Below are 24,357 nucleotides of genomic sequence, written 5' to 3' on the forward strand. Positions count from 1 at the left end.
CATGTGAAAAAAGATGCCTGGTGGCGGTGCCAGGTACATGGCTACTCTGCGGTACGGCCGGTCAGACCCCGGCCGAACCGGGTCATTTCGACCTTCCCCACGCTCGGACCAGAGGAGTGCTCATGCCCCGCTCTTCCCGCTCCGCCCGCACCACAGCCACCGCCGCGAGCTCCGCAGCGGCCGCCAGACCGGCCCGCCGCCGACTGCCCGCACTGGCCGCCCTCGCCGCCGCGACCGCACTGGTCGCCGGCGCCGCCGCCCCCGCGTACGCGGCCGACCCCGCCCCGGTCGCCCCCGTCGCCGAGGGCCGTCCCGGCTTCCACCCCGAGCAGGACTTCGCCGGCTCCACCGTCGCCGCCCGCGAGGGGCGAAGCACCGCCGCCCCGTTCGCCTCCCTCGCCGCCACCCAGACCCCGGGGCTGGACGTCTCCGGCTACCAGGGCAACGTCAACTGGTCCTCGGTGGCGGCCAACGGCGCCAAGTTCGCCTACGTCAAGGCGACCGAGGGCACCGGCTACACCAACCCGTCCTTCGCCCAGCAGTACAACGGCTCGTACAACGCCGGCCTGGTCCGCGGCGCCTACCACTTCGCGCTGCCGAACGCCTCCTCCGGCGCCACCCAGGCCAACTACTTCGTCAGCCACGGCGGCGGCTGGTCCGCCGACGGCAAGACCCTGCCGCCCGCACTGGACATCGAGTACAACCCCTACGGCGCCACCTGCTACGGCCTCAGCCAGAGCGCCATGGTCAGCTGGATCCGCGACTTCAGCAACACCGTGCACTCCCGCACCGGCCGCTACCCCACCATCTACACCACCACCAACTGGTGGAGCCAGTGCACCGGCGACAACGGCGGCTTCGGCACCACCAATCCGCTCTGGATAGCCCGCTACGCCTCCTCCGTCGGCACCCTGCCGAACGGCTGGGGCTACCAGACCTTCTGGCAGTTCGCCGACTCCGGCACCTTCCCCGGTGACCAGAACTACTTCAACGGCGCGGCCGACCGCCTCCGCGCCCTCGCCCTGGGCTGACGGCCGACGGCCGACGGCCGACGCACCCGCGCCGGTGCGGGACGCCGCAGCGCGTCCCGCACCGGCCGGTATCGGACCGACGGGGGTTCACAGGGCCTTGAGCCCGTCCAGCAGCCGCTGGCCGCCCGGGCTGCCGAGGCCGGTGCACGGGTCCCAGCCCTTCGCGGCGAAGTAGGCGCCGTTGCTGCCCGTGGTGATGTCCCGCAGGACGCCCGCGCCGAACTTCGCGTACAGCAGCGGGTTGAGGAAGCCGACCTGGGCCGCGCCGGGCAGGCCCTGGTTGACCCGGGCGAGCAAGGCGGACCACATCGGGGCGGCTGCGCTGGTGCCGCCGGTCACGAGGACGTGCTCGCCGTCGATGCTCGGGACGACCACGCCGGTGCTGCCGGCCGCGAGCGCGGCCACGTCCGGCACGCCCCGGCCGTGCGCGTGCGGCGGGTTGACCGACGGGGGCACGGTGGTGCCGTCCTGGAAGGGCGGCACCGGGAACAGCTTGCTGATGCCACCACCGGTCCGGTTGCCCGCGCCGTCGTCCCAGACGGTCTCGCTGACCACCTGCCCCTGATCCACCACCAGGCGGGTGCCGCCGACGCCGAGCACGTGCGGGCTGGAGGCGGGGAAGTCGGCGTGGGCGCGCTCGTCGAGCGCCTGGTCCCTGGAGCCGTCGTCGCCCGAGGCGCAGCAGATGCTGATGAACTTCTCGGCCGCGCTGCTGAAGGCCCTGTCGGCGCTGTCGATCGCCCCGGGGGTCCACACCGTGCGGCCCTCCTCGGCGTTGCCGTAGCTGCAGGAGATCACCGAGGGCCGGTTGACCGTGTCGGTCACGACCCGGTGGATCACGTCCACCCAGCCCTGCTCGGTGAACTTGCTGAAGTAGACGACGATCTTCGCCTTGGGTGCGAGGGAGCCGACCACCGCGAGGTCGAGCATGACCTCACCGGTGCTGTCGAGCCGCAGCGGGCCGCCGTCGTCCCGGCCCGGGTCGTTGCCGGTGGAACCGACGTTGGGGATCACCACGTTGGTGATGTCCGGCATGGGCCGTCCCAGGGCGGCGAAGTAGGTGCGCAGCGCGTCGGCCGAGTAGCCGCCGGAGGGGACGCCGGGATCCGTCTCGCCGTTGAACGCGAGGACGGCGACGCACTGCCCGCTGCCGTCGGTTCCGGCGGGGTAGGCGTACGGGGTTTCGAGGTCGGTCGGGAGGAAGACGCCGGCCGGCAGCCCCGGCACGTCCTCGGCGATCGGCAGCGAGAGGTCGGTGAAGGCCGGGCGGATCAGCAGATTGGCGCCGATCGGCCGGTTGTCCAGGCCGAAGACGCCGGTGACGATGCCGCTCAGTCCGGCGGGGACGTTGACCGCGCCTTCGCGGCCCCGGTAGATCCGGGCGTTGTCGTCGGCGTCCCGGTAGCGGTAGCGGGCCAGGGTGACGCGGAAGGCATTCGAGACGTCCTCGGTGGTACCGGTCAGCTGGAGGCTGCGGGCCAGCGGGTTCTCGTGGGAGACGGCGAGGTGGTGCTCGCCGGCGAACGCCTCGACCGCCTTGAGGTCGGTGTCGCGCCACCGGTGGACGGCGGCGTACTCCTCGTCGTCGGGGGCGGTGCGGTGGGTCGGCGGCTGCATCGCGAGCTCGTAGACGTCGGGGCGCGGGGGCGCGTCGGGGTCGCGCCGCAGGTAGACGGTGACGGTCAGGGGTGCCCGTGGGTCGGCCGGTCCGATGACCCGCGCTCCGTCGAGCGGAACGCGGGAGCTGTCCGGCAGCGCCACGTAGTGGTTGGTCGACATGATCGCTCCAGCGGTCGGGGAAGCGCCGGGAGCCTCGCGACTCTTGGTCGTGTGCTTTCGACTGTCCGCGTACGGCACACGCTTATGTCGTACACGTACAGCGTCCTCCCGGCCCCCGACGCCGTCAAGGGGATGCCTGGAGACGCCGGGGGGGGTCGCGAACAGGGGCGTGACGGGGACGCGAACGGGCGTCGCCCCCGGCCGGAACCGGGGGCGACGTCCGGGACATACGGATGTCCGGGCTCAGCCGTCGATGCGGTGCTGGCTCCAGAAGGAGCTCAGGTCCACCGTGGTGGCGGCCTGGGCCGCGGCCTTGAACTCCGCGGTGGTGGAGACGCCGTACCAGTGCGCCTGCGCGTAGTTCCGCAGCAGCGTGGTCATCGCGCTGTCGCCGATCGTCCGGCGCAGGTCGTGCAGGGCGCACTTGCCGTAGCCGTAGACGACCGTCGAGTAGCGCGAGGAGTTGGCGTCCCAGTACGCCATCGAGTTGGTGATCCGCTCCGCCGAGGACGCCCAGGAGACGCTGTTCCAGCAGCCGTTGCCGGTCTTGCCGAGGGCGAGGTCGGTGGCGTAGTCGGTGAAGGCCTCGTCCAGCCAGGGGCCGTTGTACTCGTCGTCGCCGACGATGCCGTACCACCACTGGTGGCCGATCTCGTGGGTGAGCGCCGTGGTGCTGACCAGGTCGAGGACGAAGCCCGGGTACTCCATGCCGCCGAACCAGAAGTTGTTGTCGAGCACCGCGTCCAACTCGCCGTACGGGTAGGCGCCGAAGCGCTGGGCGTGGGCGTCGACCGCCGAGGTCGCGGTGGAGAGCATCGACTGGGAGTCGGCCGCGCTGATCCCCGCCACCGAGTAGACGTTGACCTTCACCCCGGCGGCGGAGGTGCCGGAGATCTTCGTGAACGGCCCGGCGCCCCAGGCGAAGTCGCGCACCTTGCTCGCGGTCGCCTTGGTGACGGTCCGCCCGGCCGTGCCGGGGGTGTCCACCGAGGTGCCGGTCGCGGGCACCAGCAGACTGCTCGGGTGGTCCAGGGTGACGGCGAAGTCCGCGGCCACCGAGTAGAAGGACTCGCCGTTGTTGGTGTACGGGTCGAGGTGCCAGCCGGCCGCGTCCCGTATCGCCAGGACGGGCAGGGCGTTGCCGAGGAAGTTGTACGCGCCGTCGTGGCCGAAGCGGTCCGCACCGCTCGGCACGGTGATGCCGAGGTCGAAGGCGACGGTGCCGCTCTGGCCCTGGGCGAGCGGGGCCGGCAGGGTGATCTTGAGCGCGGTGCAGTTCACCGTGAGCGGTGAGGGCGTGCCGCCGGTCACGTTGGTCACCGTGATCGGGGTGCTGGGGCAGCTGCCGTGGGCGTTGTCCCACAGCCGCAGGTACACCTCGTTCAGCGGGTCGGGCGAGGCGTTGGTGAACGTCACGCTCTCGTGCCCGGTCCAACTGCCGCCGGAGGAGTCGCTGGTGAGGCCGACGGTGTACGCCGGCGCGACCGGGGTGCGGGTCGGGTCGCCGGGCTGGGGCGACGTGCCGCCGCCGGAGACGTCCAGGGTGACGTCGTCCAGCACGAAGCTGGTCTGCAGGCTGGCGTCCTCGACGCCGGTGAAGGCGAGCGTCACGGACTGGCCGGCGAAGGCGGAGACGTCGAGCGTCTTGTGCACGTACCCGGCCTTCGCGTCCAGGTTGGAGTAGGTGGCCAGGGTGGTGGAGCCGAGCTTGACGGTCAGCTTGTCGTACGCGGTGCTGCCGGTCGTCTCGGCGGTATCGACGTGCAGCCAGAACCCGAGCGTCGCGGTGCCGCACCCGGCGGGGAGGGTGACGGACTGCGAGAGCGTGTCGGTGTGGCTGGAGCCGTAGCCGTCGAGCCAGGCGTAGGAGCTGCCGGAGTGGGCGCTCTGGCCGGTGTCGGCGGTGATCGCGCCGCTCGGCGCCGACCAGGACGAACCACCGGACTCGAAACCGCCGTTGGCCGCCACCTGGGCGGGTGTGCAGTCCGCGGCGCGCGCCCCCAGGGGGGTGGGGGGCGGCCCCGGGGGCCCCCCCCCCGCACCCCCCCCGCCACACCACCCGGGGGGGGCCCCCCCCGGGGGGGGGTGTCCCGGCCGGGGGCCCCCCCCTTGGGGGGGGGGGCGCCCCCCCCGAGGCCGGTCGCCGCGAACAGGGCGGCGCCGGTCAGGGCAGGCAGGAGTCTTCTCATCGGAGCCTCTCGTGGGGAGCGGGCCGGGAGCAGCAGCGTGACAGCAAACCCGCACCTTTGAAAGGCTCATGACATGAGACGCATACGCCTCACCCCACCCGACGGAAGCCCTACCGCAGCACCGGGAGCACCGCCTCGGCGCTGCGGCCGGTCGCCGCCTCGATGAAGGCCACCGGGTCGGCCACCTCCGCCAGCAGGGCGCGGGTGAAGTGCAGCGCCCCCTCGGCGGGCGGCGGGCCGCCGACGGCCGCGATCAGGTCGAGCAGGTGGACGGTCGCCTCCATCAGCGCCACCTCGCCGAGCGCGCCGACCGTCACGCTGCCGAGCAGCGGGTGCGCCACCGTGGTCCCCGGCGGCAGGTCCGCGAGGCCGGCCAGCGCCGCCGGGCCCTCGACGCCGAACCGGGCGATCAGCACGGCGGGTTCGGCCACCTCGGCGGTCCGCTTCGCCGCCTCGGCGACCTGCCCGGCGGCGGTGTGGGCGATGCCGCCCGGCCGGTTGTAGGCCCGCAGGATGCCGGCCCCGTCGGCCACCTCGGCCGGCGTGTCCAGGACGGCCGCGCGCAGCCCGGTGAACATCTCCGGCACCGGTGCCACGTGCGCGAACAGCTCCCGTACGGTCCACTCGGGCAGCCGGGTGGGCCGGTCCCAGTCCTCGGCGGCCAGGGCCGCGCCCCGCTCCGCCCAGGAGGACCAGGCCTCCGCCAACAGCACGCGCACGGGATCGTTCTGACTGTTCATCGGCTCTCCTCGGGACGGTGATCACGGGATCGCCCCCACGCTATCCCGGGCCCGCGGAAAGCCGTTTGCCACCCCCGCCCCGGGCCGTCACCATCGCCCCATGACCGTCTCCGCCACCCCGGTCGCCGCCCCCACCACCCCCCGCCCGGTCATCTGACCAGCGGGATCGGCAGCATCGCCGCCGCGCGGCCGCGTGCCCGTTTACGTCCTATTCCTCCCTTGTATCCTGGTTCTGTATCCGCTGAGTGACATCCGCCGAAGCCCCAGCCCGGCAGCGGGCCCCGCGCCCCCGCCGAGCCGACCGCCCGACGACGCCGCCACCGACCCGGAGGAGTGCGGAGATGGCCGAGCAGGACGCCCCCGAGAGGCGGGGCCGGCTGAGCCGCCCGCTGGTACTGGGCGCCGCCGTGGCCCTGGTCGACCGCGAGGGCCTGGCCGCGCTGACCATGCGCAGGCTGGCCGCCGATCTCGGCGTGGAGTCGATGGCCCTGTACCGCTACACCCCGGGCAAGGAGGCGCTGATCGACGGCCTGGTCGAGGCCTACTTCGACGAGATCAACGCCCGGCTGCGGGCCGACGCCGCCCGCGGCCCGCACGAGGACGGCTGGCGCGCCGAACTGCGCCGGATCGCCCGGGCGTTCGCCGCCACCGCGCACGCCCACCCCGAGATCCTGCCGCTGGTCGCGACCCGCCCGCTGGCCGTCCCGGTGGCCCGCCGCCCGGCCTCGGTGCTGGAGCTCACCGAGCACATCCTGGCCGTGCTCGGCCGGGCCGGCTTCGACGACGCCGGCGCGCTGACCGTCTACCGCACCTTCGTCGCCTGGAACCTCGGCTGCCTGCTGGTGGACAAGCGCCAGGTGGTCGACAACCCGAACGAGCCGGACCCGGCCCTGCGGCTCGGCCTGCACAGGCTGCCCGCCGCCGACTACCCCAGGCTGCGCGCCCTGGTGCCCCGGTTCTCCGACTTCGACGACGAGGCCGAGATGCTGAGCGGCCTGGACAGCCTGCTCGACGGGATGCCCGAGCCGCCCCTTGACGGCTTCTACGGCGGCGACGCATCCTGAGGATACGAGGTACACGTCGGACATATCCGCTCGAATCCGGCACCGCCGAGCCGGCCGTGGGCCGCGCTCCCCCGGCGCCCGAGAAGAGGTCGCCATGTCCGCCGTTCCCACCCGACCGCCCCGACCCGACATCCTGCGACTCCGCGTCACCGCCAGGGACCCGGAGGTCCTGCGCGCCCTGCTGCGCGAGGCCCGCCCCGACACCGGTGGCCGCCCGCACGTCGAACCGGACGGCAGCGTCGGCATCGACGTCTACGCCCCGGAGGCCCGGATCGCCGCCCTCGAACGCGAGGGCGTCACCGTCACCCGGATCGGCAACGCCAGCGAGGCCGGCCGCGCCGCCCAGGCCGAGGTCGGCACCGGCGACCGGTTCGCCGCCGCCGACGCCGTCCCGCACGGCCTCGCCGCCAAGCCCGCCGGCTGACCCGGGAGGTCGTCATGCCGTACCTGAACATCACCGAGGTCGAGTCCGCCGTGGCCAGACTGGCCACCGCCTACCCCGGCACGTCCGAACTGCTCACCCTGCCCGAGCCCTCCATCGAGGGCCGCACCGCCCACGCCCTCAGGATCGGTGCACCGGCCCCGGTGCCCAAGAGCTGCGTGATGATGATCGGCGGTGTGCACGCCCGTGAATGGGGCAGCTGCGAGATCCTCGTCCACCTCGCCGCCGACCTGCTGGAGGCCCAGCGCGACGGCACCGGCCTCGGCTACGGCGGCACCGTCTTCACCGCCGACCAGGTCCGCAACCTGCTCCAGCGGCTGGACCTGGTGTTCTTCCCGCTGGTCAACCCGGACGGCCGACTGTTCAGCCAGACCGCCGACCCGATGTGGCGCAAGAACCGCAACCCGGCCAACGCCGGGGGCAGCACGAACCCCGACTGCGTCGGCGTCGACCTCAACCGCAACTACGACTTCCTCTTCGACTTCGCCACCGCCTTCGCCCCGACCGCCACCCCGCAGGTGTCGGCCGACCCGTGCGACCAGCAGGTCTACGAGGGCCCGAGCGCCTTCTCCGAGCCCGAGACCCGCAACGTCCGCTGGCTGCTGGACCAGTTCCCGCGGACCGGGTGGTTCGTCGACGTGCACAGCTACTCCCAGGACATGCTCTACAACTGGGGCGACGACGAGAACCAGTCGGTCACCCCCGCCATGAACTTCCGCAACAGCCAGTACGACGGCAAGCGCGGCCTGCCCGGCGACGTCGCGTACGCGGAGTACATCCCCAAGACCGACGCCGACACCGCCGTGCTGCTCGCCGAGGCCTTCTGCCAGGGCCTGCACGGCGTGCGCGGCCTGGCGTACAAGCCGCTGAGCGGCTTCCACCTGTACCCGACCAGCGGCACCAGCGACGACTACGTCTTCGCCCGCCACTTCGTCGACCCCGAGCAGGGGAAGGTGCTCGGCTTCACCGTCGAGTGGGGCACGCAGTTCCACCCGCCGTGGGCCGAGATGCAGCGGATCGTCCTCGACGTGGACGCCGGGCTGGTGCGGTTCTGCCTGGCCACCGCCTGAACCCCTGCCCCGAAAGCCACAGTGCCCGACAGCAGGGCGCCCGCCACGACCGGTCGTGGCGGGCGCCTTGGGATGCGGGGGTGCGCGGGTGCTCAGGCGGCCCGGTGGAAGAAGAACGGGTCGATGGACGGCGGCACCCGGGTGACCCCGTCCGAGCTGAGCAGCTGGTGGGTGGTGAAGTTGGCGTTGCGCTGGTAGGTCACACCCACCGGGAAGTTGGCCCGGTCGGGGGTGTTGTTGCCGGCGAAGACGCCGTAGAAGTCCCTTCCGACCGTGACCATCCGGAGGTAGTCCCCCAGGTACGGCAACTGCGTCCCGGCCGGCGGCACGTCGCCCGGGGCCTGGTGCAGCACATGGCTCTCCGTCGTCCCGAAGCCATCGCTGGTCAGCTCCAGCACCGTCGACCACTGGTTGTGGACCAGCTGCTGGTAGACCAGCCCGACCAGGCCGTCGGAGTTGACCGCCAGCGACGGGTTCTTGCCGTTGACCACGTCCGGGCGGGCCGCGGCCCAGGTCTGGCCCCGGTCCGCCGAGTGACGGCTGTGCAGCACGTAGTCGGTGGGGGCGGTTCCGCCGAGGTTGTCGCAGTAGGCGATCCAGACGCTGTTGGAGTCCGTGGGGTCCACGGCGACGGCCAGGTCCGCACCGGTGCGCTCCTGGCCCAGCGACCGCTGGTGCGGGTTGAACCGGGCCTTGCGGCCGGTGACCACGCGCTGGCCGACGTCGCCGACGGCCGAGTCGAGGAGGTCCTCGAAGGGGTTCGGTCCGACGCCGCCCTTGTCGTCACGGGTCATCACGACGTCGAAGGTGATCAGGGCCCCCGCGCCGGTGGCGGTCACGCTCAGGAAGGCGACGTAGATCGTGCCGTCCGGGTGCGCGGCGATCCGCACCGGCGGCCCGTCGAAGAGCGTGCCGGTGTGCCGGTCGAGCTTGACGGGCGCGAAACCGGCCGGAGCGGGCCCGGTGCCGGCGTCGTTCGAGACGTCCACGGTGGCGGTGCCGCCGGGCTGGGCGACGTCGTTGCTGCCGATGTACACCCGGTCGCCGCTGCCACCGTTCGCCGTGACGGTGGTGGCGACGACCCAGGGCTGGTCCTCCCCGCTCCGGTCGACGAGCACGGCCATCGGCGTGCTCGCGGTGATGTCCGGCGCGCGCAGGATCTGCAGGTCGCCGCTCTGGCCGTTGAGGATGCCGGTGTAGAGCCGGCCCCCCGCCCCGCCGAAGCCGACGCTGATGTCCCCGGTACCGAGTGCCCCGTTGCCCGGGACGACGCTGTTCAGCACCCAGGTGTCCCCGCCGTCCGTCGAGACGTAGACGGGGGCGAGCGGCCCGTTCATCGGGTCGGGGGTGAAGGCGGTCGCGACCATCTCCAGCGGGTTCTCCGGGTCGACCGCGAGGTTGGGCTCACTGTCCAGGTTGGTGTCGCCGCTCAGCGCCTTCGGGGTGATGTTGACGACCTTGATGGAGGGCATGTCGGCTCACCTCCGTTCCCGCAGCACGGCGAGCCTCTGCGCCGGCTGGTAGTCCTCGGGGTGGAGCAGCCGGTACGGCGCCCGCGCGGCGAGCTCGCCCCCGGTGGCGTGCAGCAGCCACAGGCCCAGCTGCCCGGGCGTCGGTTTGGGCACCGCGCGCCAGCGGATGTCCCCGCTGGCCGGGTAGAGCACGGTGGTCGGTCCGGGGGCGGCGCCGCCGGACTCGACGAGCGAGACGTCGAGTGTGGCGCGCCACCAGTGCGGGTCGTGCTCGGAGTACTCGGCCAGGCCGAGGTCCTCCAGGCCGACCACGGTGGCGACCACGACGGCGTCCGCCTCGGCGGCGTGCGCGGCCAGGTCCTGGTCGCGGATCTCCCGCTGCACCGAGGAGAAGGGGAGTTCGTCGGCCGTGGTGGCGGCCAGCGAGACGTGCTGCCGGACGGCGTCGGCCGGCAGCCGGCCGACCTCGGCCACGCCCAGGCCCTCCCCGTAGACCATCCCCCTGGTGAAGAAGGCCGCCGTGTCGCCGACCTTCAACAGCTCGGTGTCGGCGGCCAGTTGGACGGTGACCTCGCTGCCGCCGAGCTGCCGGAAGGCCGCGGGTGCGTGCAGCACCTGGTCCACCCGGACCACGGCGGTCCGTTCGTTCCTGGCCTCGGCCGGCAGGGCGGCGAGCGAGGTGCCGCCGACCCTGGTGACGGTGCCGAGGAAGCTCAGCGGCGCACTCCGGACGAGGTCGGTCAGCCGGGGTGCGGCGGCGGGTGCGGTGTCGGTCATGACGGTCCTCCGATCCGCTCACCGCGCGGCGCGGACCGGGGCCGGGTGCGCCCGGCGCCACTCGGTCCGCGCGCCGAGCGCGCACCCGGCGGTGACGGCGGCCGCGAGCGCGACCACCAGCCACTCCGCGGCGCCGCTGCCGGCATCCGGGTCGAGGCCGAGCAGCGTCTCGATCCACTGCGGCCACACCAGGGTGAGCAGGAACAGGAGCCCGGACAGCGCGCCAAGGGCCGTCTCCAGCCAGAATCGCGGGCGCACCGGGCTCGGTCGTCGATGGGCGGGGGCTTCTTGGGAAGGCATTGCCGCGCCTCCCCTCTCCCTCCACCCGGGCCGCGCCCGGCGCGCCACGCGCGCCGTCCCGGTGCCGCCGGGCCGCACGGGCCCCGCGACACGGCCGGCCGGACCGGCCCGGGTCGGGGTCTGCTCCCGTCGGCGCCGCCGGTCGGGGGCGTGGCCGCCGCGGGAGGGTGCTGCTGGGGGCGCGGCGCGGGGCCGCGCGGGGGGCCGTCTCTCGGGGCCGGGTGGCGCCGAACGTCGTCGGCACCGTACGTCTACGAGGCACACGTACGAGGGACACGTACTGCGTATACGAGTCTGCTCGCCTCGTCGCAGCAGGTCAAGGGGCCCGGAGCGGCACGGGCGGCACGGGCGGCACGGGCGGCACGGGCGACACGGGGCGCCGGCTCAGACCCGGGCGCCGAGCATCCGCAGGACCAGCTCCCCGTAGCGGCGCCCGAGCTCCTCCGGCGCCTCGGAGGAGTTGTCGGTGTACCAGCGGGAGACGTCGATGCCCAGCGAGGTGACCGCGCGGGCCGCCGTCCGCACCTCCGCCACCTGGAACTCCCCCGCCGCCACGCCCGCCTCGATCAGCGCGCTGACCTCGCGCTCGATGTCCAGCCGCAGCGCCGCGACCACCGCGTAGGCGTCCTCGGGCAGCGCGTGCAGCTCGTAGTTGACCACCCGGCCGACCGTCCGGGCCCGGGCGTGCCAGGCGGTGAACTGCTCGACCAGCTCCCGCATCCGCTCGGCCGGTCCGCCCCCGCCGGCCACCGCGCCCCGGACCAGGGTCAGCGTGGCGGCGTGCCCGGCCCGGCTGATCTCGGCCAGCAGCGCGGCCTTCGACTGGTAGTGGATGTACAGCGCGGCCGGACTCATCCCCGCCGCCGTGGCGATGTCCCGGGTGGTGGTGGCGTGGAAGCCGCGCTCCGCGAACGACTCGACGGCGGCCTGGAGCAGCCGGTACGCCGCTTCGGGGCGGGCGTCGGCGCCGGGCAGGGTCGGCCAGAGGTCGGCGAGCGGGGTGCTGGTCATGGCGTCATCCTCCCAGAGAAACTCGTACAGGCTTTCGCGCCGGCCACCCCTCGGCCCGACCCCCGACCCGGGCCGGCGTGCGACGGGCAAGCGGTCGGCGGACTGTTGACAGCCTCCCGCACCGACAGCATGCTGAGCAAGCGCTTAGTCAGCTGACAGCAGGGATCCCCCGCACGAAAGGCAGGACGCTCCGTGGTGCACTCCTTCAAGGGCCGGGTGGCCGTCGTCACCGGATCGAGCCGGGGCATCGGCCTCGGCATCGCCCGCGAGCTGGTCGACCGCGGGGCCAGGGTCTGCCTCACCGCCCGCAACCCGGAGCCGCTGGCCGAGGCCGTCCGCGACCTGGGCGGCCCGGAGAACGCGATCGCCGTCGCGGGCAAGGCCGACGACCCGGCGCACCAGGAGGAGACCGTCGCCCGCACCCTGGAGGCCTTCGGCCGGCTCGACCACCTGGTCAACAACACCGGCATCAACCCGGTCTACGGGCCGGTCCTCGACACCGACGAGGCCGCCGCCGCCAAGATCCTCGCCGTCAACGTGCTGGCCCCGCTGGCCTGGACCCGCCGCGCGCACGCCGCGTGGCTGGGCGAGCACGGCGGCTCGGTCGTCAACGTCGCCTCCATCGCGGGCATCCGCTCCTCGCTCGGGATCGGCATGTACGGCGTCAGCAAGGCCGCGCTGATCCGGCTCACCACCGAACTCGCCGCCGAGCTGGGCCCCCAGGGCATCCGGGTCAACGCCGTCGCCCCCGCCGTGGTCAAGACCAGGTTCGCCGAGGCCCTGTACGAGGGCCGCGAGGAGAAGGTCGCCAAGGCCTACCCGCTCGGCCGCCTCGGCGTCCCCGAGGACATCGCCGGCGCCGTCGCCTTCCTGCTCTCCCCCGACGCCGGCTGGATCACCGGCCAGACCCTGGTCGTCGACGGCGGGGTCACCCTGGGCGGCGGCATGTGACCCGGAGGTCACCGCCCCTCGGCGATGACCTCCAGGGCCGGGCGGGGCGCGCGGCCGAGCAGGGCCGCGAGGTCGCCCGGCCCGCCCGGGCCGGCGAGGAAGCCGTGGGCGATCGCCGAGTAGGTGCCCACCACCATCGGCACCTGGAAGTCCCGCGCGTCCGAGGCCGCCACCGCCGCCCGGGCGTCCGTCAGCCGTCCCGGCCGGTACGCGGCGCCGAGCGCCTCGGCCACCTCCGCGCCGCCCACCGCCCGCTCCCCCACCAGCTCGTACGTCCGGCCCGCGTGCCCGTCGGGCGCCAGGGCGACGTTCACCGCCGCCTCGGCCAGGTCCGCCCGGGCCACCGCCGCGAGCCGCCCGTCGCCGAGCGGGGCGCTGATCACCCCGTCCGGGCCGGGGGCGGCGATCGCGCCCAGGAACTCGGCGTACAGGCCGTTGCGCAGCACCGTCCAGCGCAGGGTGGCGGACGCGCGCAGCCGCCGCTCGGTCCAGCGGTGGGCGAGGGCGTAGGGCAGGTGGTCGCCGTCGCTGGAGAGGCTGGTGTAGACCACGTGATCGACGCCCGCCCGCTCCGCCGCCCCGATCGCGGCGCCGTGCCGGGCGATCACCACGTCGTCCTCGGCGGCGCCGGCCGAGATCAGCAGCAGGGTCCGCACGCCGGTGAAGGCCTCCGCCAGTGTCCGCGGCCGGTCGAAGTCCACCAGCCGGGCCGGGACGCCCGCCGGCACCCGCTGCGGTGTGCGCGAGCCCGCGACGACGCCCTCCCGCCCGGCGAGCCGCTCCAGTACGAGCGCGCCCAGGCCTCCGTTGACTCCGGTGACGAGCAGCATGGGGTTCCTCCAGGGATGGTCGGTCGAGCAGATGATCGTTCGTCGGCTTCGCGACCATCCTCGGTAGCCTGGGCGTCCGGCGTAAGGAGGCACTTCCATGTCAGCAGGGCACACCGCGGTAACCACCCCCCGCCCGGTGGTCTGGTGCGAGGACGGCGTGGACTGCGGGATCCGCGACCTGCTGGACCGCCTGGGCGACAAGTGGTCCGTCCTCACCGTCGTCGAACTCGCCCAGGGCGTACGGCGGTTCCGCGAGCTGCAGCGCGCGCTGCCGGGCATCTCGCAGCGGATGCTCACGCTGACCGTGCGCCGCCTGGAACGGGACGGCATGGTCTCGCGGACCGTCCACCCGACCGTCCCGCCGCAGGTGGAGTACGAGCTGACGCCGCTCGGCCACAGCCTGACCCACCTGGTGCGGGCGATGACGGACTGGTCGTACGACCACCACGACGCGATCGTCGACTCCCGGCGGCGGTGGGACGGGGCCAACCCGGGCTCCGGGATCCGCTGACCCCGTCCGGTGCCCCCGGCACGCCGGGCCCGGCTACCGCTCGTACGCCATCTCCGGGAAGCGCGCCGAGGGCCCGTCCAGCAGGTGGTCGTCCTGGCCGCGCAGCCAGCGGTCGAAGAAGGACGCGACGTAGCTGCGGGTGGCGAGTTCGGCCCGGCCGGGGCGGATGTCGCCGACGTCCTTGCGCAGCTGGTCGGCGCCGAGCACGCCCTGCCGGGCGAGCTGCGGCAGCAGCGGCTGGGCGTCGGTGTACGAGCCGTGCCGGGAGCCGGTGAGGGTGACGTCGGCGTGCCAGCCGGTGCTGTGCCGCCACAGGGCGTTCCAGCCGGGCTGGTCTCGGTAGCCGCCGGAGTCCTCGCTGCCGGTGCCCATCAGCAGGAACGGGCGGTCGAGGCCGTCCTCGGCGACGCTGGGCAGGAAGACGCCGGTGTGGCCGTCAGGGCCGGGGAAGTGCAGCTGGCCGTCCATGTTGATCCCGGCCGCGATCCGCGGGTCGTCGTGCATGGTCTGGAGCGCGGTGAAGCCGCCCGCCGACTGGCCGACCATGCCGATCCGGCCGAGGTCGAGGGCCCCGGCGACCCCGGCGGGCAGGCCCGGCCGCTCACCGAGCGCGGCGAGCTGGTCCAGCACGAAGCGGGTGTCGGCCACCCGGGTGTCCATCGCCTTGCGCAGCACCGCGCCGACGTCCAGGCCGGGCTGCCCGAGCATGCCGGGGAGCACCGAGGGGGCCAGGTCGCCGTCGGGGAAGGCGACTTCGGAGGCCTCGTAGGTGTGGTCGACGGTGACCACCAGGTAGCCGCGCGAGGCGAGGTCCTCGACCAGCGCCGTCCCCCAGGTGCGCGGGTCGCCGAGGCCGGGCGAGTACAGCACCACCGGGCGCGGGCCGCCGGGCAGCGCCGGGGCGTCCCGGCGGGCGTGGGTGCGGATGGCCGACCAGTCGGTGCGGCCGGGCGTGGTGCCGTAGTTGAGCAGGCCGACGCCGTCCGGGCCGTCGAAGTGCCGCCCGGCGGCGGGCTCCATGTACGGGGCCCGGTCGTCGCCGGCGGCCGGCCGGGAGGTCGGGTACCAGAGGCTGATCATCAGCTCGCGCCGCTGCCCGGGGTGCCAGGGGTCCTCCCGTGCGGTGTCGGTGAGGTGCACGGCGGTGGTCCCGATCGGGTACGGCCCGCTGGGCTCCGGCAGCCAGGCCCGGGCCTGCCGCCCGGGGCTCGTGTCCCCCGGCGGCGGCAGGACCGCTCCCGCGGCCGTGCCGATCGTGCCCACCGCCGCTGCCGCCGCCAGCACCGCCGCCGCCACCGCCCGTCCCGGAATTCCCATGGTGTCCCTCCGTGTTCCGATCGATCGAACACGCAGGACACTACGGTCGGGAACGGGCCGCCGCCGTCATACCTGGGGGCCAACCGGCCCCGGAATACCCGGGTATCACACCCCTACGGGTCAGCGCCGGTACTGCCGCAGTTCCCTCCGGGCCAGCGAGCGCTTGTGCACCTCGTCCGGGCCGTCGGCCAGCCGCAGGGTGCGGTTGCCGGCCCAGAGCTGGGCGAGCGGGGTGTCCTGGCTGACGCCCGCCGCGCCGTGCGCCTGGACGGCCTTGTCCAGGATCCACTCGACGGTGCGCGGGGTGGCGATCTTGATCGCCTGGATCTCGGTGTGCGCCCCCCGGTTGCCGACGGTGTCCATCAGCCAGGCGGTCTTCAGCACCAGCAGCCGCAGCTGCTCGATCCGCACCCGGGACTCGGCGACCCAGTCCTGCACCACGCCCTGCTCGGCCAGCGGCTTCCCGAAGGCCACCCGCTCGTTGGCCCGACGGCACATCAGCTCCAGCGCCCGCTCGGCGATGCCGATGGCCCGCATGCAGTGGTGGATCCGGCCGGGGCCGAGCCGGGCCTGGGCGATGGCGAAGCCCGTACCCTCCTCGCCGATCAGGTTCCCCACCGGGACGCGGACGTCCTCGAACAGGACCTCGGCGTGGCCGCCGTGGTCGGCGTCGTCGTACCCGAACACCGTCATGCCGCGACGGACGGTCACGCCCGGGGTGTCGCGCGGGACGAGCAGCATGCTCTGCCGGCGGTGCGGCTCGGCGGCCGGATCGGTCTTGCCCATCACGATGAGGATCCGGCAGTCGGGGTTCATCGCCCCGGTGATGTACCACTTGCGGCCGTTGACCACGTACGCGTCGCCGTCCCGCTCGATCCGGGTGGCGATGTTGGTGGCGTCCGAGGACGCGACCTCGGGCTCGGTCATCGCGAAGGCCGAGCGGATCCGGCCGTCGAGGAGGGGGCGCAGCCAGCGCTCGCGCTGCTCGGCGCTGCCGAACTGGGCGAGCAGCTCCATGTTGCCGGTGTCGGGCGCCGCGCAGTTGAGCGCGGGCGGGGCCAACTGGATGCTGCGGCCGGTGATTTCGGCGAGCGGAGCGTACTGGAGGTTGGTGAGGCCGGCCCCGAGCTCACCCGGCAGGAAGAGGTTCCAGAGCTTCTGCTTGCGGGCCGCGGCCTGGAGGTCGGCGACGACGGGGGGGACGGCCCAGCGGTCGCGGGCCGGGTCGGCGAGCTGGGCGGCGAGGACGGGCTCGGCGGGGTACACGTGCTCGTCCATGAAGGCGAGCAGCTGCTCGCGGAGTTCTTCCGTCCGGGCGTCGTAGGCGAAGTCCATCGGTTCTCAGCTCTCCTTGAGGGTGCTCAGGCCGTGCCGGGCGAGGATCGGGGCCATCTCGCCGGCGCGCTCGAAGCCGGCGCCCAGGGTGCGGCCCTGCCGGAAGCGGTAGTGGATGCCCTCGGCGACGGCGGCGAGCTTGAACGAGGCGAAGGCGACGTACCAGTCGAGGTCCTCGGCCCGGCGGCCGGTCGCGTCGGCGTAGCGGGAGACGATCTCGTCGGCCTTCGGGAAGCCGGGGGCGGTCATGGCGGAGGGGATGATGCCGCCGCCGACGCCCGCGAGTTCGGTGTACATCACCAGCAGGCCGATGTCGGTGAGCGGGTCGCCGAGGGTGGACATCTCCCAGTCCAGGACGGCCGTGATGGTGTCGGCGTCGTCGACCAGGACGTTGTCGAGGCGGTAGTCGCCGTGCACGAGCGCGGGCGTGGGCGAGGCCGGCAGACGCTCGGCGAGCCTGGCGTGCAGGCGGTCGAGCTCGGGCAGGTCGCGGCTGCGGGAGGCGGCCAACTGCTTGGACCAGCGGCGCAGCTGGCGTTCCAGGTAGCCCTCGGGCCGGCCGAAGTCGGCGAGGCCGACGGCGGCCGGGTCGATCCGGTGCAGGGTGGCGAGGGTGTCGACCAGCCGCTGCCCGAGTGCGTGCACCCGCCGCTCGCCGAGGGCGGCGAGCGGGGCGACGTCCCGGTGGGCGGTGCCGGAGACGTACTCCATGAGGTACCAGGGGGCGCCGAGGGTCTCGTCGTCCGGGTCGAGCAGGAGCGTCCGGGGCACGGGCACCCCGGTGTCGCGCAGCGCCGTCATCACCCGGTACTCGCGGCCCATGTCGTGGGCGGTGGCGAGGACGTGCCCGAGCGGCGGGCGCCGCAGGACCCAGCGGGAGGCGCCGTCGCCCAGGACGTACGTCAGGTTCGAGCGGCCCCCTTCGACGAGGTCGGCCCGCAGCGGCCCCTGGAGGAGGCCGGGCAGCTCGCGCTCCAGCCGGGACCGGAGACGGGCCAGGTCCAGTCCGGGCGGGTCGACGGGGGTCTCGGCCATCGGGCGGCTCCTCGGGGTGGATCCTCATTGACTAAGCGCTTGCTTAGCATTCAGCCCGAGGATGTCCCCTGTCAATGCGGCGAAGCCCGTCCAGGGCCCTCCGGCGGGAACGGCGACGCCCGGGTGGCGGTTCGGACGAACCGCCACCCGGGCGCGCCGAAGGGGCGGGTCTAGCGGGGTGCGGCGGGCTGGGTGGCGCCGGCCACGCCATAGACGGTGACGGCGGGCTTGGGGACCGAGGCGGGCGCGGCGGTCGCGGCACCGGCGGTGGCGACCGCGACGCCGGTGAGCACGCAGGCGGCCACCGCGGCGGCCCCGGCCGCGGCGGCGAGCCGGCTGCGGACGCTCGTGGTCGAGGGACGGTCCAGCGGGCGGTAGTACGTCCTGTTCATGGCACACCAGTCCAATCGGGAAGGTCCACGGGACGCCGCACGAGGGCCGTGGGGCGCCGGAGGTTCGCTGAGCTGGAGCGACCCTAGCCGGGGCCGGAACGGCTGGGCACGTAGCGCCATGCCCATGCCACGAACTTGGCCGAAACCCGCGTGACGCCCGATCAGTCGCTGAACCCATCGGCGGCCGCGGCCGTTGCGGTGGCGGCGACGATGAACCACCCCTCACCCCCACACCCTCCGGGGGCCTCCACCGGAGCCCGCTCGGCGCGCCATCTCCCATGCTCCACAAGGGAGTTGCTCACCCGACCCACCCCCACCAAAGCCACACCTTCCCGACCTCGACAGAGGTCGATCAAAAGTGTTCTGATGATCACATTCATCGATCATCTTCTGAACAGCTCCTGATTGAAGATCAGAGAAATGGGGTCCCGTGCGGACTGCTCGCGGCTCGGCCATCCTGCTGGCGATGGGGGTCCTCGGGGCCTCCGCCCTGGCGACGGGATGCGACGGCACACCGAGCAGACCCACCGCCACCACCGGCACCACCCCGCCCAGCCCCGCCCCGAGCACCACCACCGAGGCCCCCGCCCCGCCACCGCCCGCCCCCACCCCCACCTGGGACGGCCAGGTCAAGGTGCTCGGAGACGGCTCCACCTCCGACACCGGCCCGCAGCCCAAGCAGCCCGTGCCGGAGAAGCTCAAGCCCGGGGAGAAGCCGCCGCAGTTCGTCGTCTTCTCCTGGGACGGGGCGCTGGAGGGCGACGACCGCCAGTTCTCCCGCTTCCGCAAGCTCGGCGCCGAGAACAACGCCCAGATGACCTTCTTCCTGAGCGGCCTCTACACCCTCCCCAAGTCCAAGAGCACGCTCTACAAGCCGCCGCAGCACAAGCCCGGCGACGCCTCCATCGACTACGCCACCGACCCCCACATCAAGGACACCCTGGAACAGCTGCGCCTCGCCTGGCTCGACGGCAACGAGATCGGCACCCACTTCAACGGGCACTTCTGCAACGCCAAGGGCGGCGGCGAGTGGAGCACCGAGGAGTGGAAGAGCGAACTCGACCAGGCCGTCTCCTTCGTCACCAACTGGAAGACCAACACCGGCTTCAAGGACCTCCCGCCGCTCCCCTTCGACTACACCAAGGAACTGGTCGGCGGCCGCGCCCCCTGCCTGGAGGGCCAGAAGAACCTGCTGCCGGCCGAGAAGGCGACGGGCTTCCGCTACGACGCCAGCTCCCCGGGCGAGTTCCAGGTCTGGCCGACGAAGAAGGAGGGCATCTGGAACTTCCCGCTGCAGCTGCTCCCCACCCCCGGCAAGTCCACCCAGAGCCTCTCGATGGACTTCAACTTCCTGGCGAACCAGTCCGGGAACACCACCAACGGCGACCCCAAGAAGTACGACACCTGGGAGAAGGAGACCCGCGAGAGCTACCTCGCCGGCTTCGAACGCGTCTACAACGGCAGCCGCGCCCCGCTGTTCATCGGGAACCACTTCGAGTCCTGGAACGGCGGCATCTACATGCAGGCCATCGAGGACGTGATGAAGGGGGTCTGCAAGCGCGACGGCGTCCGCTGCGTCTCCTTCCGCCAGGTCGCCGACTGGCTCGACGCCCAGGACCCGAAGGTCCTCGACCAGCTCCGCCAACTCGACCCCGCCCAACCGGCCGACTGGTCCCGCCTGTCCAAGTAGCCGGACCCCGTCCTCGAACCAGGTCCACTCACGGCCGGAGAGCAGCACCGCCCCACCCGGGCGGCACGGCTCTCCGGCCGGACCGCCGTCGGGCGGGGCCACCGCGGGGCGTCGCCCCTCGACACGTGGGTGGGGCGCGAACTGTCGTGCTAGCTTCACCGGATGGGGCGACGTGGGGTGGCGGGGCGGGCGGCGATCGAGGGGGTGCGGGAGCTTGCCGGGGCGGGCTTGACGGCACCCGAGGTCTTCCGGCGGGCGGATGAACTGCTGCGGCCGGTGCTGGAGTTCGACGCCGTGTGCTGGCACACCGCGGATCCGGCGACGGGGTTGGTGAACTCGGTGCAGAGCGAGGACCTCACCCTGGACGCGTTCGAGCACGCCGTGCGGCTGGAGGTGTGGGCGGACGACGTGGCGACCTTTCCCGAGATCCGGCGCAGCGGGGTGCAGGCCGAGACGCTGAGCCGGGCGACCCGGGGGTCGCTGCGGGAGAGTGTGCGGTTCCGGGAGCAGGTCAGGCCAGCCGGGTTCGGGGACGAGTTGCGGGCGGTGTTCGACGCGGCCGGCGGCATGTGGGGGTGCGCGGCGTTCCTGCGGGCTCCGGACCGCGGTCCGTACCTGGAGGGCCAGCGGCAGCTCGCCGACGCCGCCGCCCGGCACCTGGGCAACGCGCTGAGGGCCTGTCACGTACCGGCCGGCCCGCCCGAGGAGGCGGATGCCGGGCCGGCGGTGCTGGTGCTGGACCGGCGCAACCGGCTGCAGGCGCTGTCCGGACCGGCCGAGGAGTTGCTCGCCCGGCTGGCCGACCCCACCCCGACCTCGTTGACCGTCCCGACCGGCGTGGCGATGGCCGCCGAGCAGGCCCGCCGGGCGGCGCACGGGCTGCCCGTACCGCAGGCCCCGGTGCGGGTGTGGAGCCGGGACGACCGCTGGTACCTGCTGCACGGTTCCGCCCTGCGCGACGGCGGGGCGGCGGGCGCGGTGACGGTGGTGGCCTCGCCCGCCTCGCCGGCCGAGGTGATGCCGCTGTACCTGGCCGCGTACGGGCTGACCGCCCGCGAGCGGGAGGTGGCGCTGCTGCTGGTGCGCGGCGGCGACACCCGGGACGTGTCCCGGGCCCTCGCGATGACGCCGTACACGGTGCAGGACCACCTGAAGTCGGTGTTCACCAAGACCGGGGTGGGCAGCCGCCAGGAGCTGATCGCGCGGATCATGCTCGGCGAGGGGCGCTGCTGACCCGCGCCGGGCGGCCGGCCCGAAGGCGCCCTCCCGATCGCCGCGCGGCGGTCGGGAGGGCGCCGATTTCGGACGGGCGGACGGGGTGTCAGCCCCAGTTGCCCACCAGCGGGATGTCGCCCGGGTTGCCGAACTTCCTGCTGTAGACCACCAGGTCGGAGTTCTCGGCGGCCCCGTAGAAGGTCTGGTCGCCGGGCCGGTACACGCCGATGGTCTCCTTGCCGCTGCCGTCCCAGTCGCCCTTGACCGGGCGGTCGCCGGGGTTGCCGAACCTGACGCCCGGGCGCGGGTGTTCCGTCTCGTTGGAGTCGTTCAGGTAGAAGGTCTGGGTCTGCGGGTCGTAGACGGCGACGGTGGTGGTGCCGTTGCCGTCCCAGTCGCCGACCAGCGGCTTCCAACCCTCGTTGCCCAGCTTGATCCGGTACCTGACGGTGGCGTTGTCGTCGGACAGGTAGAAGTACTGGTCGCTGGGCCGGTAGACGCCGACCGTGCTCCGCCCCTGCCCGCTCCAGTCGCCGACCAGCGGGACGTCACCGGGGGCCCCGAACGGAAAGGTGGCGGCCACGGTGGCGTTGTCGTAGGACAGTTGGAAGGTCGCGGTGTCACGGTGGTAGACGCCGACGGTGTCGGTGCCCGGCCCGTTCCAGTGGCCCGTCAGCGGGACGACGTCGCCGCCCCCGCCGCCGAACACGGCCTGGCCGGTGTACCAGCCGTTGTGGGCGGCCTGGCCGAAGCTGCCGTCCGAGGGCCGGTACACGCCCACCGAGGCGGGCGCCGGCGTGGGCGTGGCGTCGACCACGGCCTTGCCGATCCTCTTCTGCGCCGCGACGGTCAGCGGCACCTTGTTCGGCTGGTCCGGGCCGAGCCAGCGGAAGTTCTGCAGGTAGACGACCCGGGGGTCCTGCGCGGCGATCGCGCGGTACTCGGCGTTGTACGCCGCGATGTCGGCGTCGGTCTTGCCGGAGTAGCAGCCGTCGGCGACCCGGTACTCGTTGGTGGACTCCGGGAAGAGCATCAGGTGCTGGTCCGGCGAGGAGAGGAAGGTCTTCAGGTTCGCCAGCAGCCGCTGGATCTCGCCGCGGCCCTCGCAGTAGTAGTCGAAGCCGACGATGTCGACCGTGGACGGGATCGGCGCGGTCTGCTCGGCGTTCCAGCGGTCGAGGCTCATGATCAGCGTCTTGTCCGGGAACGCGGCCCTGATCTGCTCCGCCTGCGTCTGGACCTGCGCGGGGCTCAGGCCGTGCGAGTAGGGCTCGTCGCTCACGTCGACGGCGCCGATCTTGTCGATGTTCGACCCGATGCGCCGCACCAGGTTCAGGAGGTTCTGCGCGGCGTTCGGGTTCGGGTCGACGGCCCAGGAACCCGGCGAACGCGGGACCACCGTCTCCTGGTTGAGGTCGATCACGCAGGCGGCCGGCCGGCACTGGTCCAGGAACTCCAGGCGGGGGTCCTGGTCGCGCAGGTAGTTGTTGAAGTTGGTCCACTGCGCCACCTCCGGCGCGTGGTTGGCGCTGAAGTTCGGCTCGTTCGGGTCCCGGATGTCGAAGAACCCGTAGTAGCCGAGCCCGCCCAGCATGGAGACCCGCAGGTCGTCCGCCGTGGTGACCTGGCCGACCGCCGAGTGGTGGGCGCCGAGCGAGACGTAGCCGTCGCGGGGCAGCTTGGCGGCGGTGCGGCCGGAGAACACCGTCGTGCCGTTGACTCTGACGGTCGCCTGCTGCCGGTCGCCGGTCGCCAGCGCGGCCGACACCTCGTAGGAGCCGGCCGGCGGGACGGCGGGCAGCGCGGTCGGGGTGCCGCCCTGGAAGAGCGTCAACCCGCCGTCGGCCTGGACGCGCAGGCCGAGCGCGATGTCCTCGGCGTCGACGGCGCCCGTACCGCCCGAGGCGTTGCCGACGGCGAGGGAGGCCCAGTCCTGGCCGGAGGTGCTGCCGACCACGGGGGTCAGGACGGCGTGCACCGTGTAGGCGCCGCTCTGGACGTCCGAGGTGGCCGGCTTGTTGAGGCGGACCGCCGAGGTGCCCTTGGGGAAGGAGAGCACGTTCGGGTGGGCCGGGCTGTTGACCTGCACCGAGCCCGCCGGCGGGTCGAGGGCCAGGCCCTTGACGCCCGACACGGCGGTGTAGTTGGCGGAGATCAGGCTCGGCTGGCGGGCAGCCAGGTCCTGGTTGAGGCCGTGGTCGGTGGTGGCGTTGGGCGCGCCGTCGAAGGTGTCGACGAACGGCTTGGCGCTGCGGGTGGCGCTGGTGTCGATCCGGCTGACGTTCAGGCCGTGGCCGGCGCCGTCACCGAAGGTGGTGACGCGGTTCGGGTCGGAGAGGTACGCGCCGAGGTAGAGGAACTCACTGCCCGGCCAGCGGGTCACCCCGGCCGGCGCGGAGACGGTGAACGGGGTGCCGTTCACCGTCAGGGTGACGGCGCGGTCGGCGCCGGTGGAGACGGTGAGCGAGACGGCGTACTGCGCCGTGGGCGCCACCGTGCCGGTCCAGAAGGGGTTCTCGCCGCCGCCACCGTGGAAGAGGGCGAGCTTGCCGCCCGAGGTGACGGTCAGGCCGAGGTCGACGTCGCCGCCGGTCACGTAGCCGTTGCCGCGGTGGCTGCGGCTCAGCACGATCGAGCCCCAGTCGGCGCCGCCGGTGTCGCCGACGACCGGGTCGACCACCGTCGAGACGGTGTAGTGGCCGGTGCCGTCCGCGACGGCGGGCGCGCCGAGCATGATCGCGGAGACGCCCTTGGCGAACAGCAGCCTGTCGGGGTGGTCCGGATGACTGGTCTGGACGAACCACTGGTCGGGCGCGGTCGAGGTGTCCCAGCGGCCGGAGACCCGGGTGTAGGAGATCCCGTGCTGCCCGGCCGGGGGCGACTGCCGGGCGTCGAGGCCGACGTTCAGCCCGTACAGCGGGTCGGTGTCCTGGGCCGGGTCCAGCCGGAAGGTGTCCGCGAAGGCGCGCGTGGTGGTGAGGTCCACCGGGGCCGGGCCGGACCCGTCACCGGCCGGTGCGCCGGGTGCTGAGCCGGCGGGTGCTGAGCCGCTGGGTGCTGAGCCGGCGGGTGCGGCGGCCGCCGTGGTGGGTGCGAGGCCCGCGGGCAGCAGTGCCAGCGCGAGCGCCGAGGCGCCGGCGAGCAGCCCGCGGCCCAGGCGTTGAGTGAGTATCACCGAGTGTTCGTCTCCCGGTCGTCGAATCGGC

General features: G+C 73.4%; 21 protein-coding genes. 8 read left to right on the forward strand and 13 right to left on the reverse strand.

Annotated features, from left to right (window positions below; translation table 11 throughout):
• Nucleotides 1–122: 122 nt before the first annotated feature.
• Nucleotides 123–1,031 (forward strand): lysozyme, encoded by a 909-nt coding sequence (locus ACFCY1_RS33405; protein ID WP_375877006.1) that lies wholly within the window; start codon nucleotides 123–125, stop codon nucleotides 1,029–1,031.
• Nucleotides 1,032–1,118: 87 nt separating this feature from the next.
• Here ACFCY1_RS33405 and ACFCY1_RS33410 read toward each other — a convergent pair whose 3' ends face one another.
• From ACFCY1_RS33410 to ACFCY1_RS33420, 3 genes are all read right to left on the reverse strand, one after another.
• The gene (locus tag ACFCY1_RS33410; RefSeq protein WP_375877007.1) at nucleotides 1,119–2,810 is read right to left on the reverse strand and encodes a protease pro-enzyme activation domain-containing protein; all 1,692 of its coding nucleotides are present in this window, start codon (nucleotides 2,808–2,810) and stop codon (nucleotides 1,119–1,121) included.
• A 243-nt stretch (nucleotides 2,811–3,053) separates the two neighbouring features.
• Nucleotides 3,054–4,778, reverse strand: coding sequence for a M1 family aminopeptidase (locus ACFCY1_RS33415; RefSeq protein WP_375877008.1), 1,725 nt, complete (start codon nucleotides 4,776–4,778; stop codon nucleotides 3,054–3,056).
• Nucleotides 4,779–5,109: 331 nt separating this feature from the next.
• Complete coding sequence (locus ACFCY1_RS33420) at nucleotides 5,110–5,739, reverse strand: maleylpyruvate isomerase N-terminal domain-containing protein (RefSeq protein ID WP_375877009.1); 630 nt, start codon at nucleotides 5,737–5,739, stop codon at nucleotides 5,110–5,112.
• A gap of 341 nt (nucleotides 5,740–6,080) precedes the next feature.
• Here ACFCY1_RS33420 and ACFCY1_RS33425 point away from each other — a divergent pair, with 341 nt between their 5' ends.
• From ACFCY1_RS33425 to ACFCY1_RS33435, 3 genes are all read left to right on the forward strand, one after another.
• Entirely contained in the window at nucleotides 6,081–6,803 is a 723-nt protein-coding gene (locus ACFCY1_RS33425) for a TetR/AcrR family transcriptional regulator (RefSeq protein WP_375877010.1), read from the forward strand.
• A gap of 94 nt (nucleotides 6,804–6,897) precedes the next feature.
• On the forward strand, nucleotides 6,898–7,227 hold the full coding sequence (locus ACFCY1_RS33430) for a hypothetical protein (protein ID WP_375877011.1): 330 nt from the start codon (nucleotides 6,898–6,900) through the stop codon (nucleotides 7,225–7,227).
• 14 nt (nucleotides 7,228–7,241) lie between these two features.
• Nucleotides 7,242–8,315, forward strand: coding sequence for a M14 family metallopeptidase (locus ACFCY1_RS33435; RefSeq protein WP_375877012.1), 1,074 nt, complete (start codon nucleotides 7,242–7,244; stop codon nucleotides 8,313–8,315).
• Between the two features lie 92 nt (nucleotides 8,316–8,407).
• On the opposite strand, the gene ACFCY1_RS33440 is transcribed toward ACFCY1_RS33435, so the two are convergent.
• From ACFCY1_RS33440 to ACFCY1_RS33455, 4 genes are all read right to left on the reverse strand, one after another.
• Nucleotides 8,408–9,787 carry a hypothetical protein gene (locus ACFCY1_RS33440; RefSeq protein WP_375877013.1) on the reverse strand — a complete coding sequence of 460 codons (1,380 nt, stop codon included), beginning with the start codon at nucleotides 9,785–9,787 and terminating at the stop codon, nucleotides 8,408–8,410.
• Between the two features lie 6 nt (nucleotides 9,788–9,793).
• Complete coding sequence (locus ACFCY1_RS33445; protein WP_375877014.1) at nucleotides 9,794–10,564, reverse strand: hypothetical protein; 771 nt, start codon at nucleotides 10,562–10,564, stop codon at nucleotides 9,794–9,796.
• 18 nt (nucleotides 10,565–10,582) lie between these two features.
• Nucleotides 10,583–10,864, reverse strand: coding sequence for an ABC transporter permease (locus ACFCY1_RS33450; RefSeq protein ID WP_375877015.1), 282 nt, complete (start codon nucleotides 10,862–10,864; stop codon nucleotides 10,583–10,585).
• A 384-nt stretch (nucleotides 10,865–11,248) separates the two neighbouring features.
• Complete coding sequence (locus tag ACFCY1_RS33455) at nucleotides 11,249–11,875, reverse strand: TetR/AcrR family transcriptional regulator (RefSeq protein WP_049660629.1); 627 nt, start codon at nucleotides 11,873–11,875, stop codon at nucleotides 11,249–11,251.
• Between the two features lie 192 nt (nucleotides 11,876–12,067).
• Between ACFCY1_RS33455 and ACFCY1_RS33460 the strand changes: the two genes are divergently transcribed.
• Nucleotides 12,068–12,826: an SDR family oxidoreductase gene (locus ACFCY1_RS33460; protein WP_049660627.1), complete on the forward strand. Its 759-nt coding sequence runs from the start codon at nucleotides 12,068–12,070 to the stop codon at nucleotides 12,824–12,826.
• 8 nt (nucleotides 12,827–12,834) lie between these two features.
• Here ACFCY1_RS33460 and ACFCY1_RS33465 read toward each other — a convergent pair whose 3' ends face one another.
• Nucleotides 12,835–13,656: an NAD(P)H-binding protein gene (locus ACFCY1_RS33465; RefSeq protein WP_375877016.1), complete on the reverse strand. Its 822-nt coding sequence runs from the start codon at nucleotides 13,654–13,656 to the stop codon at nucleotides 12,835–12,837.
• 97 nt (nucleotides 13,657–13,753) lie between these two features.
• Between ACFCY1_RS33465 and ACFCY1_RS33470 the strand changes: the two genes are divergently transcribed.
• Nucleotides 13,754–14,167 carry a helix-turn-helix domain-containing protein gene (locus ACFCY1_RS33470; protein ID WP_074003676.1) on the forward strand — a complete coding sequence of 138 codons (414 nt, stop codon included), beginning with the start codon at nucleotides 13,754–13,756 and terminating at the stop codon, nucleotides 14,165–14,167.
• 33 nt (nucleotides 14,168–14,200) lie between these two features.
• Here ACFCY1_RS33470 and ACFCY1_RS33475 read toward each other — a convergent pair whose 3' ends face one another.
• The 4 genes from ACFCY1_RS33475 to ACFCY1_RS33490 form a co-directional block, all read right to left on the reverse strand.
• Entirely contained in the window at nucleotides 14,201–15,484 is a 1,284-nt protein-coding gene (locus ACFCY1_RS33475; protein ID WP_375877017.1) for an alpha/beta hydrolase family protein, read from the reverse strand.
• A 120-nt stretch (nucleotides 15,485–15,604) separates the two neighbouring features.
• Nucleotides 15,605–16,819 (reverse strand): acyl-CoA dehydrogenase family protein, encoded by a 1,215-nt coding sequence (locus ACFCY1_RS33480; RefSeq protein WP_375877018.1) that lies wholly within the window; start codon nucleotides 16,817–16,819, stop codon nucleotides 15,605–15,607.
• A 6-nt stretch (nucleotides 16,820–16,825) separates the two neighbouring features.
• Entirely contained in the window at nucleotides 16,826–17,854 is a 1,029-nt protein-coding gene (locus ACFCY1_RS33485; RefSeq protein WP_375877019.1) for a phosphotransferase family protein, read from the reverse strand.
• Between the two features lie 170 nt (nucleotides 17,855–18,024).
• Nucleotides 18,025–18,246, reverse strand: a complete 222-nt coding sequence (locus ACFCY1_RS33490; protein WP_117486616.1) for a hypothetical protein — start codon at nucleotides 18,244–18,246, stop codon at nucleotides 18,025–18,027.
• 466 nt (nucleotides 18,247–18,712) lie between these two features.
• On the opposite strand from ACFCY1_RS33490, the gene ACFCY1_RS33495 reads away from it, so the two are divergent.
• Together ACFCY1_RS33495 and ACFCY1_RS33500 are read left to right on the forward strand one after the other, a co-directional pair.
• Nucleotides 18,713–19,936, forward strand: a complete 1,224-nt coding sequence (locus tag ACFCY1_RS33495) for a hypothetical protein (RefSeq protein ID WP_375877026.1) — start codon at nucleotides 18,713–18,715, stop codon at nucleotides 19,934–19,936.
• Between the two features lie 162 nt (nucleotides 19,937–20,098).
• Complete coding sequence (locus tag ACFCY1_RS33500; protein ID WP_159028455.1) at nucleotides 20,099–21,169, forward strand: LuxR family transcriptional regulator; 1,071 nt, start codon at nucleotides 20,099–20,101, stop codon at nucleotides 21,167–21,169.
• A gap of 88 nt (nucleotides 21,170–21,257) precedes the next feature.
• Here ACFCY1_RS33500 and ACFCY1_RS33505 read toward each other — a convergent pair whose 3' ends face one another.
• Entirely contained in the window at nucleotides 21,258–24,326 is a 3,069-nt protein-coding gene (locus ACFCY1_RS33505; RefSeq protein ID WP_375877020.1) for a hypothetical protein, read from the reverse strand.
• Nucleotides 24,327–24,357 lie beyond the last annotated feature (31 nt).

Source organism: Kitasatospora sp. NPDC056273 (assembly GCF_042268845.1).
GTDB lineage: Bacteria > Actinomycetota > Actinomycetes > Streptomycetales > Streptomycetaceae > Kitasatospora.

What these genes read in the sequence shown, in the direction of transcription:
- ACFCY1_RS33455 (WP_049660629.1), bottom strand. Translation starts at nt 11,875, where the DNA reads ATGACCAGCACCCCGCTCGCCGACCTCTGGCCGACCCTGCCCGGCGCC.
- ACFCY1_RS33405 (WP_375877006.1), top strand. Translation starts at nt 123, where the DNA reads ATGCCCCGCTCTTCCCGCTCCGCCCGCACCACAGCCACCGCCGCGAGC.
- ACFCY1_RS33470 (WP_074003676.1), top strand. Translation starts at nt 13,754, where the DNA reads ATGTCAGCAGGGCACACCGCGGTAACCACCCCCCGCCCGGTGGTCTGG.
- ACFCY1_RS33500 (WP_159028455.1), top strand. Translation starts at nt 20,099, where the DNA reads ATGGGGCGACGTGGGGTGGCGGGGCGGGCGGCGATCGAGGGGGTGCGG.
- ACFCY1_RS33420 (WP_375877009.1), bottom strand. Translation starts at nt 5,739, where the DNA reads ATGAACAGTCAGAACGATCCCGTGCGCGTGCTGTTGGCGGAGGCCTGG.
- ACFCY1_RS33465 (WP_375877016.1), bottom strand. Translation starts at nt 13,656, where the DNA reads ATGCTGCTCGTCACCGGAGTCAACGGAGGCCTGGGCGCGCTCGTACTG.
- ACFCY1_RS33435 (WP_375877012.1), top strand. Translation starts at nt 7,242, where the DNA reads ATGCCGTACCTGAACATCACCGAGGTCGAGTCCGCCGTGGCCAGACTG.
- ACFCY1_RS33485 (WP_375877019.1), bottom strand. Translation starts at nt 17,854, where the DNA reads ATGGCCGAGACCCCCGTCGACCCGCCCGGACTGGACCTGGCCCGTCTC.
- ACFCY1_RS33480 (WP_375877018.1), bottom strand. Translation starts at nt 16,819, where the DNA reads ATGGACTTCGCCTACGACGCCCGGACGGAAGAACTCCGCGAGCAGCTG.
- ACFCY1_RS33475 (WP_375877017.1), bottom strand. Translation starts at nt 15,484, where the DNA reads ATGGGAATTCCGGGACGGGCGGTGGCGGCGGCGGTGCTGGCGGCGGCA.
- ACFCY1_RS33450 (WP_375877015.1), bottom strand. Translation starts at nt 10,864, where the DNA reads ATGCCTTCCCAAGAAGCCCCCGCCCATCGACGACCGAGCCCGGTGCGC.
- ACFCY1_RS33410 (WP_375877007.1), bottom strand. Translation starts at nt 2,810, where the DNA reads ATGTCGACCAACCACTACGTGGCGCTGCCGGACAGCTCCCGCGTTCCG.
- ACFCY1_RS33495 (WP_375877026.1), top strand. Translation starts at nt 18,713, where the DNA reads ATGGGGGTCCTCGGGGCCTCCGCCCTGGCGACGGGATGCGACGGCACA.
- ACFCY1_RS33445 (WP_375877014.1), bottom strand. Translation starts at nt 10,564, where the DNA reads ATGACCGACACCGCACCCGCCGCCGCACCCCGGCTGACCGACCTCGTC.
- ACFCY1_RS33490 (WP_117486616.1), bottom strand. Translation starts at nt 18,246, where the DNA reads ATGAACAGGACGTACTACCGCCCGCTGGACCGTCCCTCGACCACGAGC.
- ACFCY1_RS33430 (WP_375877011.1), top strand. Translation starts at nt 6,898, where the DNA reads ATGTCCGCCGTTCCCACCCGACCGCCCCGACCCGACATCCTGCGACTC.
- ACFCY1_RS33440 (WP_375877013.1), bottom strand. Translation starts at nt 9,787, where the DNA reads ATGCCCTCCATCAAGGTCGTCAACATCACCCCGAAGGCGCTGAGCGGC.
- ACFCY1_RS33425 (WP_375877010.1), top strand. Translation starts at nt 6,081, where the DNA reads ATGGCCGAGCAGGACGCCCCCGAGAGGCGGGGCCGGCTGAGCCGCCCG.